We start from the raw sequence: 13,969 nt of genomic DNA, 5'->3' as shown, positions 1-13,969 counted from the left end.
CCTATTTATCTGCAAGCTGTAAAAGGGATTCTTTTACTGTCTGCACCCCTTTTATACAGTCCGGCAGAGAGGTCCACTCTTCAGGAGAGTGGCTTTTTCCGTTTTGGCTCGGCACAAAAATCATACCAGATGGAACGTATTTTCCAAGTGTCATTGCATCATGCCCTGCACCGCTCGGCAGTGAGAGCGTCGAAAGGCCGCTTTTTTCTGCCGCTTGCCGGATGATGTCCTGAATGTCATCCGGGACAATGACCGGCGCAATGGAAATGCCGTCTCTGATTTCAACTGTCAAACCGCGGGATTCTGCAATGGTCTGTGCGGCTTCCTTCATTGATTGTATCACAGCATCCCGGGCCTCACGGTCGATATCCCTTATATCAGCCACTGCTTCTGTCCGGCCGGAAATCACGTTTGTGCCGTTTGGAAAAACGTTCAGTTTGCCGACTGTCGCAACCGCTGTTTCGCTGAATCTTCGGGGCATTTTTTCAACAGCCAGAATCAATTCGGCTGCCGCGGCTACTGTATCCTTTCGGAATTCCATCGGCGTGTTACCTGCGTGGTCGGTTTCGCCGATAAACGTGAAGGATGTCCAGGAAGGACCGGCAATGCCGCTGACAACGCCAATGTCATTCCCTTCTGATTCAAGCCGCTTTCCCTGCTCGATGTGAAGCTCGAGAAAGGCATAGATTTCTTCAGGAGCTCTCACATCCTCAGCTATCCTGTCAGGCTGATGGCCGTTCCGGATCATTTCATCATATAAAGAGCTGCCCTGTTCATCGTGAAAGGTTTTGTAATCCTCGGGGCCCGCTTCCCCCATCATCGCCCTGCTGCCGAAAATGCCGTTTTTAAACCTGGCTCCTTCTTCATCCACAAAAACCGCGAGTTCAATGGAGCGCTTATGTTTGCCGTTTTTTGCAATGGCCTTCATGGCAAGCAGGCTGCTCAGGCAGCCGAGCGGACCGTCAAATGCCCCTCCGTTCGGCACGCTGTCGAGGTGGGAGCCTGTCATCACAACGGGAAGCTCAGGCGACGTTCCGCGGAGGGTTCCAAACAGGTTGCCCACAGCATCCTCTTTCACCTCAAGACCTGCTTCCTCCATCCAGGAACGAAACAGCGCTTTTGCTTTGTTTTCTTCATCTGTATAAGGAAATCTTGTAACTCCGCCTTCTGGTGTTTTTCCTATTTCAAAAAGGGCAGACAGTTTTTCTGCAAGCTCCAGAGGATCAATTCCTTCATAAGAAGGGGTCTGATCCAGTTCCTTCAGCAGTCGTTCTTTTGAAAACATGCGCTCAGCTCCTATCAGTTATTTAAATGAATGTCTGCACCCGGACCGAGCGGAATGCCGAGGTAGTACCAGGCGATAAAGAACAGGATCCAGGCGATTCCGAAAAAGATTGTGTACGGAAGCATCACGGAGATAAGGGAACCGAGACCCATGTTTTTATCAAACTTCTTGGCACCGGCAAGCAAAATGGCGAAGTAGGCAAACATCGGCGTGATCGGGTTCGTGATGCTGTCCCCGATCCGGTAAGCCACTTGTGTGAATGCAGGATCATACCCGAGAAGCATAAACATCGGAACAAATACCGGCCCTACAATGGCCCATTTAGCCGATGCGCTGGCGATGAACAGGTTCAGCGTACCGCAAAACAGGATAAACCCTATCAGCAGCGGCAGGCCGGTAAGTCCGAGGCCCTTTAGCAAATCTGCTCCCGAGATGGCCATGATGATTCCTAAGTTGCTCCAGTTGAAATAGGCAATAAACTGGGCCGCGAAAAAGGCGATTGCCATATACATTCCCATTGTGCCTAATGATTTAGCGATTTCCTGTGCGATATCTTTATCCGACTGAATCGATTTCGTGGCTATGCCATAGGCAAGGGCCGGGAACAGGAAGAGACCCATGATGATCGGCACAAGGGAATTCATAAATGGTGATGTAATGACCGCACCGTTTTCACCGCGCAGCCAGCCGTTTTCAGGAACGATGGTGACAGCAACAAGCAGCAGGAAAACAAGTGTGGCAGCACCCGCATAGCGGAGCCCTTTCGCTTCCTCAGGCGACAGCTTGTCCATCGGCATACGCGGTCCTTTGTATTCAGGCAGACGCGGTTCTACAACCTTTTCTGTCACCCAGATGGCAAGCGGAACGAAGAACAAACATGACCCTGCAAGGAAATACCAGTTCATCGCAGGATTGGTCTGAAAGTCCGGATCAACAATCTCGGCTGCTGACTGTGTGAAGCCTGCAAGCAGGGCATCAAGCATATTCACAATTAAGTTCGCACTGAATCCTCCTGCAACAGAAGCGTAAGCGACGACCATACCTGCAATTGGATGTCTTCCTACACTCATGAAAACAAGCGCGGCGATCGGAGGCAGCACGATAAATCCTGCATCCCCTGCCATATTGGCAAGAAGACCTGCAAATACGATAGAAAACGTAATGATCCCCTTTGGTGCTCCGAGCACAAGCTTTCGAAGGAGGGCTGAAATCAATCCAACTCCTTCTGCAAGCCCAACACCGATCATGGTCACGAGCACAAGGCCAAGCGGCGGGAATTCCGCGAAATTTTTCACCATATTCGTCATGATTTTCTGAAAGCCTTCTTTCGTCAGAAGACTGACAGCCTCCACCGTTTCTTTTGTGGCAGGGTTAACTGCCTTAACACCCAGTACAGATGCAAGATGTGAGGCGAGAATAACGATCACCGCAAATAAAATAAACAGGGTGACCGGGTCGGGAAGTTTGTTCCCCGCTTTTTCTACTCCGTCAAGCATTCGGTTAAAGATGCCGCGGTTCTTCCTGTTTTGCACTGATGATGTGATTGGTTCCATAGACACCCTCCTGAATACTGAAAATTTTAATATTTCTTATTATAAAGTTTTCTTCTGTTTGCGCAACCTTAAAAAGCCTTTTCGGAAGCGCTTAATCCCTTGTCCCGCAGGCGAGCATATTCTTTTTGAAAAATTCTGCTTCATTTTCAAAAATATAGGGTAGAAAGTAGGATAACAGATACAACACAAGAAAAGGGGAATTCGGGATGGAACAGAATCACACGATGATGCAGTTTTTTGAATGGCATGTAAGGCCAACCGGCACACATTGGAACAGACTGAAGGAGCTTGCGCCTGAGCTGAAGGAAAGGGGCATTGACTCTGTCTGGATTCCGCCGGTAACAAAAGGGCAGTCCGGGGATGATGTCGGATACGGCGTCTATGATCTGTATGATCTCGGCGAATTTAATCAAAAAGGCAGCGTCCGTACAAAATACGGCCTGAAAAAAGAGCTGATCGCCGCCATTGAAGCGTGCCATAATGTCGGCATTAACGTATACGTGGACCTCGTCATGAACCACAAGGCCGGGGCGGATGAAACCGAGCTGTTTAAAGCCATTGAAGTGGACCGGGAAAACCGGACAGAAGAGCTGTCCAAACCTAAAAATATTGAAGGCTGGACGAAATTCACCTTCCCCGGAAGAAAGGGAAAGTATTCTGATTTCGAATGGAATTTCGAGCATTTTAACGGGACAGACTATGATGCAAAAAATGATAAAATCGGTGTATTCAAAATCGTCGGGGACAACAAAGACTGGAATGACAATGTCGACAGCGAGTTTGGAAACTATGACTATCTGATGTTTGCAAACCTTGATTATGACAATCAGGACGTTCAGGATGAGATGATTTCATGGGGCAAGTGGCTGGCGGATACGCTGAACTGCAACGGCTACAGACTCGATGCGATCAAGCACATCAACCATGAATTTGTTCACAGGTTCGCAGAAGAACTGTATGAAGACCGCGGCGATGACTTCTTTTTTGTCGGGGAGTTCTGGAAGTCCGACTTAAAGGCATGCCAGGATTTCCTGGATAAAATCAATTACAATATGAGTCTCTTTGATGTGTCTCTTCATTACAAGCTTCATGAAGCTTCGCAGGCAGGGAAGGATTTTGACCTCTCAACAATCTTTGAGGATACGCTTGTAGGATCCCACCCGAATCATGCGGTCACATTTGTTGATAATCATGATTCCCAGCCGGATGAAGCGCTTGAATCATGGGTAGAGGACTGGTTTAAACAAAGTGCCTACGCGCTGATCCTGCTCCGCGAACACGGCTACCCGTGTGTTTTCTACGGAGATTATTACGGAATTGACGGGGACAACCCTGTGGAAGGAAAAAGGGAAGCGATTGACCCGCTCCTTTATGTGAGACGAACGAGAGCCTACGGCGAGCAGGAGGATTACTTCGATCATCCGAACACCATCGGCTGGGTGAGACGCGGTGTGGATGAATTTGAGCGTTCCGGCTGTGCGGTCGTCATTTCAAACGGAGACGACGGTGAAAAACACATGTGCGTCGGTGAACACCATGCAGGCGAGGTATGGGTCGACATGACCGGCACGCGCGAAGAGCACATTACCATTGAGGAAGACGGCTTTGCGGTTTTCCCTGTGAATGGGCAGAGTGTATCTGTTTGGGCGCGTCCAGAAGAAGATGTAGAATAAATATAAAAACAGCCGGTCTCTCTTGAGATCGGCTGTTTTTTGGATGAGATTTGGAAAAATTCAAGTAAATCTGTATGCCCGACAAGTAATGTGCCTTGTTTTTCAAGTAACGCTGATTCTTTTTCAAGTAAGACGTGGATTTTTTCAAGTAAATGTATCTCTGCGGCCCAACTGAGCTAATTTCCAATAAAAATGCTGCAGATCTTCGTGCTAAACCGCGTCCAAAATCATCGTTACCTTGAAAAGATCGCCATCAACATCAATCTCAAGCTGGCCACCATGCAAATCGACTATCGATTTGGCAATCGTCAGGCCAAGACCGGATCCTTCTGTATGACGTGATGAATCCCCGCGCTTGAACCGTTCAAACAGCTCATCCGTGTTCTCGCTCAGCTCGTATTTTGTCACGTTTTTAAACGAGATGACCGCCTGGCTGCCTGACTGCTTCATGGTGATATAAACGCGCGTGTTTTCCATGGAGTATTTAAGAATATTTCCGAGCAGATTTTCAAACACTCTCCACATTTTCTGCCCATCGACTACCGCATACACCGGTTCATCCGGATATGTTACCCGAAAATGCAGACCTGATTCACTGATCGCTTCGTTGTACTCGGCAAGCGCCTGCTGCAGAAGCTGGGAGACGTCAACCTTCTGTTTGATGAGCTCAATGCTGCCGCTTGCCATTTTTGAAGCTTCGAATAAATCTTCAATCAGAATCTTCAGGCGTTGGGACTTGCGGTCAATGATTTCTATATAGGAAGCTCTTTCATCCTCGGTTAAAGCAGGATTTTTCAAAAGATCGGTGTAGCTGATAATCGAAGTGAGCGGTGTTCTGAGATCATGGCTGACATTTGTAATCAGCTCCGTTTTCAGACGCTCGCTTTTCACCTGCTTCTGCTGCGACGTTTTTACGCCGTGCTTTAAAGCATTCATATTTGACGCAAGTGCAGCCAGTGCTGATTTCCCTTTTACAGGAAGGTCTGTTTCCAGATTGCCGAGCATAATCTCATTTGAGTTTGCGACAATCTGATTAAAATAGCCGATGCGCTTGAACATAAACAGCACTGCCGGAATACCGATCAGGATGAAAGCAGGAACGTAAATGAGCACAAAGGCAGGCTCAAAAAGAACGGCAACGACTCCAATACCAAACCCAAATACAATGCCAAGCAGAATGACCAGCTGAATACCGACCTTCTGAATCAGAAAAGCATCTGCAACCGCTTTTGACAATCTGTAAAGAAGAGTCGTTTTCCATTCTTTTTTCAGATTTCCTTCGTTTTTCATTTGGTGAACAAGAAGGAAGGATTGAATGATCAGGGCAGAGATGAAGCATGCTCCCAAAATCAGAAAGATAAAGGAATAGAGCCATTCGTATCCATAGCGGAACGGATAGTAGTCGATTACTCCAAACAAGGAAAACATACTTCCGATAAACGCAATTCCGGCAAGCACAAACCTGACATCCAGCGGCAGACGGTTGTATCTGTCAGACCAGACGCTTTTCAGAATCGGATCAAACAGACGGCGTCTTCTTAAAAGAAGAACACTGATCAACAGCGCCAGCACTCCGCTTATAGAGTGGACATAGTAGATCGTCTGTGATTTTTGAAAATCACGAAGCTCGATCATCACTTCACTGTCTGACGGTGCGTTTTTAGGCAGGGCAATCTGGCCGGTGAATTTCTTTTCCTGAAGGCCATCAAATGAATTCAAAAATTCTCCGCTGCCGAAATAGTTGAAACCGTCAGTCGCATAAATATATCCTCTTGCTCCCGAATAGTTCTCAACATGGTACATGTCTTTTTTAGTAAAGAATGCTTTTGGATCATCCTTGGCGGATAATGGAAGGTTTGTATAAACCTCTTCTGAATTGATGCTTTTTAAATAATAGACAAACAAATCTTTATTGGCTTCATATTCAGCCTGAGTATATTTATAATTTTCTTCAAAAAACCGGTCAATTTCTTTCTGTTTATCTGCCAGAATCTTTTCCCTGACATGCTCATCATCTTTGAAATTCTTAGTGATATCCGCAATCTTTTTATTCTTTTCTTCCGTCAGGACTTTTTCAACTTCGGTGTTGCCGTTTTCCTTGGCAGCTGAAATATCCGAATCATACTGTCCTTCAATATTCATGATCTGCTCGCTTAAACTTCCGTATCTGTAGCGGTGTTCCTCAATCTCTTCCGCAGAAACGTTGATATTCTTTTTGGCTTCTTCTTTTGTCAGGCCGTTCAGTTCATATAAGCTTAAAAGATTCGCAAAGTAGTTTACACGTTCCTGATATTCAACAGATTGAAAATAGTTTTTGAATAAGTATTTATCTCCATTGGCTATACCGGTAAAAACCCCGCTGATTCCGTAGGTCAGCATCATGATGATGAAAAAAAACGCCAGACTACTTCTCCATTTTGTACCCAATTCCCCATACCACCTTTAAATATCTAGGATTTTTAGGATCGATCTCAATCTTCTCCCTGATTTTGCGGATATGGACAGCAACCGTTTTTTCGGCGTTGTAGCCCGGCTCATTCCATACGCGCTCGTAAATTTCATTAATGGAGAACACGCGGCCCGCATTCAGCATCAGCAGCTCGACAATGCTGTATTCAATCCGGGTCAGCTTGACATTCTCGCCGTTTACCGTTACTTCTTTGGCTGATTGATCCAGGGTCAGTCCGTTCAAATCAACGGTTTTATGTGCACCTTCATACGTGCCTAGCGTCACAAAGCGGCGAAGCTGGGATTTGACTCTCGCAATCAGCTCCATCGGGTTGAACGGCTTTGTCACATAATCATCCGCTCCGACCTGCAGGCCAAGAATTTTATCGGTATCTTCGCTTTTCGCACTTAAAATAATGATCGGTATGTTCTTTTTCTCGCGGATTTTAAAGGTTGTGGAAATACCGTCAAGACGCGGCATCATAATATCCAGCAGAATAAGATGGATCTGCTGTTCATTCAGTTTTTCAAGGGCTTCGACGCCGTCTTTCGCCTTGATGACGGTTATGTTTTCGTTTTTAAGGTAGATTTCTATCGCATCGCGGATTTCTTTTTCATCATCTACGACCAGTACGTTGTAATTTGTCATTTTTTCTCACGCTCCTTTCAAAAGTATAGCTAAACCAGTTGAATAACTATAGTGTAATTGGAAATTCTTAATAGGCAGTCAGTGGAATGTTTAAGAATTCCTTAAGAATCTTGCTGTTTTGTATAAAGAAGTCCTGGTATCGGCTGAACACGTTCCTTTCCGCTACAGTCATATGCTTTTCCGGGGAGTGCCGGAAACGATTCCTTCTTTAGCTTGACAATACTTCTTAACTCTTTTTAATGGCAGGGCTGTTTTTGTGTTGAATCTAGATCCCAAATCCTACCCGTTCCCTTTCGCTCCAGTCACTTGCTTTCCGCGGGGAGTGCCTGAAGCTTCCTCGCTGCGCTTGCGGGATCTTCAGTGCCCTCTTCATCCCGCAGGAGTCAAGTGACTTCCGCTGCAATCAACTTTATTGAAAGCTCTAAATAACATTCCATTAAAAAAAGCCCCCAAAAAGGGACTCTCAGCTCTGATTATTCTTTTTCGTCCCCGATATATAAGGGTTTCCGCTCACCCGGAATCTCCATGGATACTCCACTGCCTCTCCGCTGTTGTCAATGCCGATGCGGGGCCCCGCTGAAATTCCGTGCGGTCTAATACCTTCTGCAATATATAATGGGCTCTCCCACAGCGGATGGCCGTAATCCGCCATTGTGATTCCAAGTGCTTTCGTGAGTTTGCCTGGTCCGTTTGTCAGGTCCTGGTTTCTTTTAGCTCCGGGGCGTCTTTTTTTCATCAGCTCTTCTCCGGTGACCGGCTCGACTGCCCGGATCAGCACGGCTTCAGGAGCATCTTTTTCCCCGCTCACAACGTTCACGAGACAATGAGTATGCATAACGTAGGTGTAGGCGTATCCAGCGGGGCCAAACATTACTTCCGTTCTGGCTGTCCGGCGGTTATTAAAGCTGTGGGCTGCCCGGTCTCCCGGCCCGATATAGGCTTCCGTTTCGATGATGATGCCTGCAGCTGTTCCTTCAGCCGTTTCTTTCACGAGAATTTTCCCCAGCAGCTCCTCTGCAAGCTGAAGTGTCGGCATCAGGAAAAACGATGATTCTACCGGTTCAAATTCCATATTTCTTCCCTCCATCCATCTGTCTCTCTTACCATACCCAAAAGATGAAGATTGCTTCAAGCTTTACTGAACCCCATTTTTCTTAATATAATTAATTATCAGTAATCAGCAAAGGGGACAGGATATGATACAGGCAGCCATTATCGGCTTAGGGGCCATCGGACAACGCGTATTGAGCAACTTTATCAATCATCCGGAAATCAAAATTTCAGCTATTTGCGACAGGAATCCTGACGTTACACGTGAAACATCAGAAAAAATAGGAGACGTTCTGTCATTTACTGACCATGTTCTTCTTTTGAAAGAAGCAGATGTCGACCTGGTCTACATAGCCGTTCCGCCGAAATACCATCACCGGATTGCAGCAGATGTGATGCTTGCGGGAAAACATGTACTCTGTGAAAAGCCGCTGGCAAACTCGCTTGAGGAAGCGGAAAGTCTGGCAGCACTGGCTGATGAAAAAGGCATCGTTCATGCCATGAATTTCCCTCTGCTGTACAGTGCCGGCAGCAGCACCTTCGCCTCGCTAATAAAAAAAGGCTATATAGGAAAGCCCAGACGACTTGAGCTTAAGATGCATTTTCCTGCATGGCCGCGGCCGTGGCAGCAAAATGAGTGGGTTGCGGGCAAAGAGCAGGGAGGGTTTGTGCTTGAAGTCGGGGTTCATTACATCCATCAAATTCAAAGGATCTTCGGACCTGTTACTGTTTTGGACAAGTCCGTTCAATACCCCGAAGATCCGAACTCATGCGAAATCGGCATCATTGCCAGGCTAGAGCTTGAAGACGGTACACCCGTTGTTATAGACGGACTGAGCGGGATTGCCGGAGACGAAGAAATCCGCTTTACTGCCTACGGGACAGAGGGAACACTATCCCTGCTCAACTGGGCTGATCTCGAAGGCGGAAAGCTTGGGGAAAAAGTGCTGCCGATTGAAGCAGACGAGAGTCTGACCGGCTCACTTGTTTTGGAGCTCACAAAAGCGCTCAAAGGAGAAAAAGCAAATCTTGCAGACTTTCACGAAGGGCTTCATGCTCAAATGGTTTTGGAACAATTAAGAGGAGAGTGATAACTATGAAACAAGAAATAATTGAACGTTTTACTTCCTATGTAAAGATCGACACTCAATCAAATGACAGCAATGAATCCTGCCCGTCAACGGAAGGACAGCTTACACTCGGGAAAAAACTTGTGGAAGAACTGAAGGCAATCGGACTCGAAGATGCCGCTATGGACGAGTTCGGTTATGTGATGGCGACACTTCCGGCCAATACAGACAAGGATGTTCCGACAATCGGATTCCTGGCGCACACAGATACAGCTACTGATTTTACAGGGAAAAATGTGAACCCTCAGATTCACGAAAACTATGAGGGAGGGGACATTGCGTTAAACGGTGACGTTACCCTCTCTCCAAAGGATTTCCCGAATCTTGAAAACTATAAGGGCCACACTCTGATTACGACGGACGGCACGACTCTTCTCGGGGCAGATAACAAAGCAGGCATCGCCGAGATCATGACAGCTATGGATTATTTGGTGAAAAACCCAGATATCAAGCACGGCCGCATCAGAGTTGCCTTTACACCTGATGAAGAAATTGGCCGCGGCCCCCACAAGTTCGACGTTGCAGCTTTTGATGCCAAGTACGCTTATACAGTGGACGGCGGTCCTCTTGGAGAGCTTCAGTATGAAAGCTTCAGTGCAGCCGGTGCATCCATCACCATTAAAGGAACGAACATTCACCCTGGAACGGCCAAAGGAAAAATGGTCAACTCCATCAAAATCGGCATGGAGCTGCAAAACATGCTGCCAGCCGCGGAAGCGCCTGAGCTTACTGAGGGATACGAGGGGTTCTTCCACCTTCTATCCTTCAGCGGAGATGTGGAGCAGACAAAACTGAGCTATATTATCCGGGACTTTGACAAAGAGGCCTTTCTGCAGAAAAAACAAACGATGGCAGACGCCGTTGCCAAACTGAAAGAAAAATACGGAAGCGACCGCGTCCTGCTCGATATGAACGATCAGTATTACAACATGAGAGAAAAGGTAGAGCCGGTTAAACACATTGTTGACATTGCGGACCAAGCTATGGAAAACCTGGACATCCGGCCTGTTGTTGAACCGATACGCGGCGGCACGGACGGTTCCCAGCTTTCCTACATGGGACTTCCCACACCGAATATCTTTACCGGCGGAGAAAACTTCCACGGGAAGTTCGAGTTTATTTCTGTTGAAAACATGCTGAAGTCGGTTAACGTGATTATGGAGATTGCAAGGCTGTTTGAAGAACAGGCAGAATAATAACAAAACGCTTTGGAGCATGCTCCAAAGCGTTCTTCTTTTTAATTCTTGCCGTTTTCTTTTCCTTCACTTTCTTTTTCTCCGGCCTTTTCAGGTGCTTTTTCTCCTGCAGGCTCTTTCTCATTGCCTTCTTTTTCAGCCGGCTGTTTTTCTTCCTGTTCCTGGCCATCTTCCTCAGTGCCTTTTTCTTCTTCTAGCTCACCTTGTTCCGTTCCGTCTTCTTTTTCCTCTTCTTCCTCGCCAGCCTCACCTTGTTCTTCACCCTGGCCTTCTTCTTCTCCGGCTTCTTCACCTGTTCCGCCGCCCTGGCCTTCGCCTTCTCCGGCTCCTTCACCTGTTCCGCCGCCCTGGCCTTCGCCTTCTCCGGCTCCTTCACCTGCTCCGCCGCCCTGGCCTCCGCCATTGCCGCCTCCTTCACCTGCTCCTGCTCCGCCGCCCTGGCCTCCGCCATTGCCTGCACCTTTACCTGCTCCCGCTCCGCCTCCAGAAAGATTTTTAACTTTAGCGTACGCATATAGAAGAGACTGGAATGTTCTGTCATCTACAGCTCCGGTTACTGGCAGACCGTATCTCTTTTGAAAATACTTCACTCCCTGAACTGTCACGCTGTCATATTTACCGGTGATTTTTCCGGAATAGCTTCCTACTGATTTAAGCATCCCCTGAATGACAGATACATCAGATCCGCTTGCTCCTTTACCGACTGCAGAGCCGGAAAGAGGCATGCCGACTAATAGGATAAGAGCTAATAAAATACTGCTGACTGCTTTTTTAACTGCTGATTTTTTTGTGAACATAAAACACCTTCCATTTCTGATTTTTTAACAATCCTTACTATCCCCAAAAGCGGGCGGATTGTGCACTGAATTTGAAATTATTTCATGGAAGAAGCTTGACATATTTCCTTGCGGTCGCCTCAAAATGAGTTCATAATGTCATATGTGGCTTACAATTCCCAATTTGGATATACTTGTGTCCTTTCATGTATAATTATTCACGTATATACCCGCTGTAAATGAACGTTTTTTCGTATTTTATATAGATACCTGCTCTGCGCGTGAGCAGACGAAGAGGGAGAATGATCATGACAAACACCATTATTCAGTTTAAGCAGGTCACGAAGCAATACGATCATGACACTGCTGTCCTTAACAATGTCAGCTTTGAGATTGAGCGCGGAAAGTTTTACACCCTGCTCGGTCCATCGGGCTGCGGGAAGACGACAATCCTGAGGCTTATCGCCGGATTCACTGAAGCGTCTGAAGGCGAGATCCTTTTTAACGGCAAAAAAATCAACGATGTACCTGCCAATAAACGTCAGGTGAATACTGTTTTTCAGGATTATGCTCTTTTTCCTCACTTGAATGTTTTTGAAAATGTGGCATTTGGCCTTCGCATAAAAAAAATGAACAGCGCTGACATCAAATCAAAAGTGAAGGAAGCGTTAAGCTTCGTTAACCTTGACGGCTATGAAAACCGCGAGATTAAGGAGATGTCAGGCGGACAGCGCCAACGTGTTGCAATCGCGCGTGCGATCGTCAACGAGCCTGAGGTCATTCTTCTGGATGAACCGCTTTCTGCCCTTGATTTGAAGCTGCGTACGGAAATGCAGTATGAGCTCCGCGAGCTTCAGCAGCGCCTCGGCATCACTTTTATCTTTGTCACACATGACCAGGAAGAAGCACTCGCCATGTCCGATGAAATCTTCGTTTTGGATAAAGGGAAGATTCAGCAGAGCGGGACGCCTACAGACATTTATGATGAGCCGATCAACCGGTTCGTAGCCGATTTCATCGGAGAGTCCAATATAGTCAGCGGCACGATGGTAGAAGATTACCTTGTGGAGTTTACGGGCAAACAATTTGAGTGTGTCGACCAGGGTCTTAATCCGAACGAACCGATCGAAATTGTCATCCGTCCCGAGGATCTTGAAATCACGTCGAAAGAGCGGGGCAAGCTGCAGGTGCGCGTAGATTCCCAGCTCTTCCGCGGTGTTCATTATGAGATAAGCAGCTACGACGGCGACGGGAATGAGTGGCTCGTTCACTCGACGAAAAAAGCGGTTGTCGGGGATGAGATCGGTCTTTATTTTGATCCCGAAGCCATTCATGTCATGAGATTTAATGAAACAGAAGAAGAATTCGATAAGCGGCTTGAAGCTTATGAAGACGGAGAAGAGCATGGAAAATAAGCTGACCCGCAATTTGTACATGGTTCCTTATGCACTATGGATCGCTCTTTTTGTTATCGCGCCGATTGTTCTTGTTCTTTACTACTCATTTATTGATATCGAAGGCAACTTATCGCTTGCCAATTACCAGAATTTCTTTACACCTGTGTATTTGAAAATGACGCTCAGCTCCTTCTGGTATGCGTTTTTAATAACGGCTCTATCTCTGCTGATTTCGTATCCGACGGCTTATTTGCTTACCTATACGAAGCATAAGCATTTATGGCTGCTGCTGATCATTGTTCCTTCATGGATCAACCTTCTTTTGAAGGCCTATGCGTTTCTTGGGATATTCGGAACGTACGGTGTGGCCAACAGCTTCCTTGATGCGGTCGGAATCGGCTCTCAGCAGCTGCTGTTTACAGATTTCAGCTTTATCTTTGTTTCTGTTTATATTTTCATCCCGTTTATGATTCTGCCGATTTTCAACTCTCTGAATGAGCTGAACCCGACTTTGCTCGATGCAGCGAGGGACCTTGGTGCATCAAGCTGGACTGCTTTCCGGAGAGTCATTTTTCCGCTTACGATTGACGGCGTGAAGGCAGGCTGCCAGCTTGTGTTCATCCCGGCCCTGTCCCTGTTCATGCTGACAAGGCTGATTGCCGGAAACCGGGTCATTACGCTCGGAACGGCGATTGAGCAGCATTTCCTTGTTACGCAGGACTGGGGAATGGGTTCGACCATTGCGGTTTTCCTGATTATCTTTATGTTCCTGATTATTTTCCTTACTGGAAACAGAAAGCGGGGTATGTAAG

11 protein-coding genes are annotated in these 13,969 nt (G+C 46.9%); 5 read left to right on the top strand and 6 right to left on the bottom strand.

Translation table 11 applies throughout. The features are described 5' to 3' along the window. Position 1: 1 nt before the first annotated feature. Both AZ46_RS13710 and AZ46_RS13705 read right to left on the bottom strand, forming a co-directional pair. Entirely contained in the window at positions 2–1,285 is a 1,284-nt protein-coding gene (locus AZ46_RS13710; RefSeq protein WP_029283091.1) for a Zn-dependent hydrolase, read from the bottom strand. Between the two features lie 14 nt (positions 1,286–1,299). After that, positions 1,300–2,838 carry an AbgT family transporter gene (locus tag AZ46_RS13705; RefSeq protein ID WP_029283089.1) on the bottom strand — a complete coding sequence of 513 codons (1,539 nt, stop codon included), beginning with the start codon at positions 2,836–2,838 and terminating at the stop codon, positions 1,300–1,302. Positions 2,839–3,044: 206 nt separating this feature from the next. Between AZ46_RS13705 and AZ46_RS13700 the strand changes: the two genes are divergently transcribed. Next, complete coding sequence (locus AZ46_RS13700) at positions 3,045–4,511, top strand: alpha-amylase (RefSeq protein WP_029283087.1); 1,467 nt, start codon at positions 3,045–3,047, stop codon at positions 4,509–4,511. 210 nt (positions 4,512–4,721) lie between these two features. Here AZ46_RS13700 and AZ46_RS13695 read toward each other — a convergent pair whose 3' ends face one another. The 3 genes from AZ46_RS13695 to AZ46_RS13685 all read right to left on the bottom strand — a co-directional run bounded on the left by AZ46_RS13695 (position 4,722) and on the right by AZ46_RS13685 (position 8,680). Further along, entirely contained in the window at positions 4,722–6,938 is a 2,217-nt protein-coding gene (locus AZ46_RS13695) for a sensor histidine kinase (protein WP_029283085.1), read from the bottom strand. Continuing rightward, positions 6,916–7,608: a response regulator transcription factor gene (locus tag AZ46_RS13690; protein WP_029283083.1), complete on the bottom strand. Its 693-nt coding sequence runs from the start codon at positions 7,606–7,608 to the stop codon at positions 6,916–6,918. Before AZ46_RS13690 ends, AZ46_RS13695 begins: the two co-directional genes overlap by 23 nt. A gap of 463 nt (positions 7,609–8,071) precedes the next feature. Beyond that, positions 8,072–8,680, bottom strand: coding sequence for a DNA-3-methyladenine glycosylase (locus AZ46_RS13685; RefSeq protein WP_152554751.1), 609 nt, complete (start codon positions 8,678–8,680; stop codon positions 8,072–8,074). Between the two features lie 124 nt (positions 8,681–8,804). Between AZ46_RS13685 and AZ46_RS13680 the strand changes: the two genes are divergently transcribed. Both AZ46_RS13680 and pepT read left to right on the top strand, forming a co-directional pair. Continuing rightward, on the top strand, positions 8,805–9,749 hold the full coding sequence (locus tag AZ46_RS13680; protein ID WP_029283079.1) for a Gfo/Idh/MocA family protein: 945 nt from the start codon (positions 8,805–8,807) through the stop codon (positions 9,747–9,749). Positions 9,750–9,754: 5 nt separating this feature from the next. Continuing rightward, positions 9,755–10,984, top strand: a complete 1,230-nt coding sequence (pepT, locus tag AZ46_RS13675; RefSeq protein ID WP_029283077.1) for a peptidase T — start codon at positions 9,755–9,757, stop codon at positions 10,982–10,984. 41 nt (positions 10,985–11,025) lie between these two features. On the opposite strand, the gene AZ46_RS21010 is transcribed toward pepT, so the two are convergent. Continuing rightward, positions 11,026–11,781, bottom strand: a complete 756-nt coding sequence (locus AZ46_RS21010) for a peptidoglycan-binding domain-containing protein (RefSeq protein WP_051865545.1) — start codon at positions 11,779–11,781, stop codon at positions 11,026–11,028. 281 nt (positions 11,782–12,062) lie between these two features. On the opposite strand from AZ46_RS21010, the gene AZ46_RS13660 reads away from it, so the two are divergent. Both AZ46_RS13660 and AZ46_RS13655 read left to right on the top strand, forming a co-directional pair. Further along, a complete protein-coding gene (locus tag AZ46_RS13660) occupies positions 12,063–13,175 on the top strand; it encodes an ABC transporter ATP-binding protein (protein WP_029283073.1) in 1,113 nt (370 codons plus the stop codon). Beyond that, positions 13,165–13,968 (top strand): ABC transporter permease, encoded by an 804-nt coding sequence (locus AZ46_RS13655; RefSeq protein WP_029283071.1) that lies wholly within the window; start codon positions 13,165–13,167, stop codon positions 13,966–13,968. The genes AZ46_RS13660 and AZ46_RS13655 overlap by 11 nt, the downstream gene beginning before the upstream one ends. The last annotated feature ends 1 nt before the right edge of the window (position 13,969 follow it).

Source organism: Metabacillus indicus LMG 22858, assembly GCF_000708755.2.
GTDB lineage: Bacteria > Bacillota > Bacilli > Bacillales > Bacillaceae > Bacillus_P > Bacillus_P indicus.
Note: the sequence above shows the minus strand (reverse complement) of the source record. Positions and strands in the feature narration are given on the sequence as shown.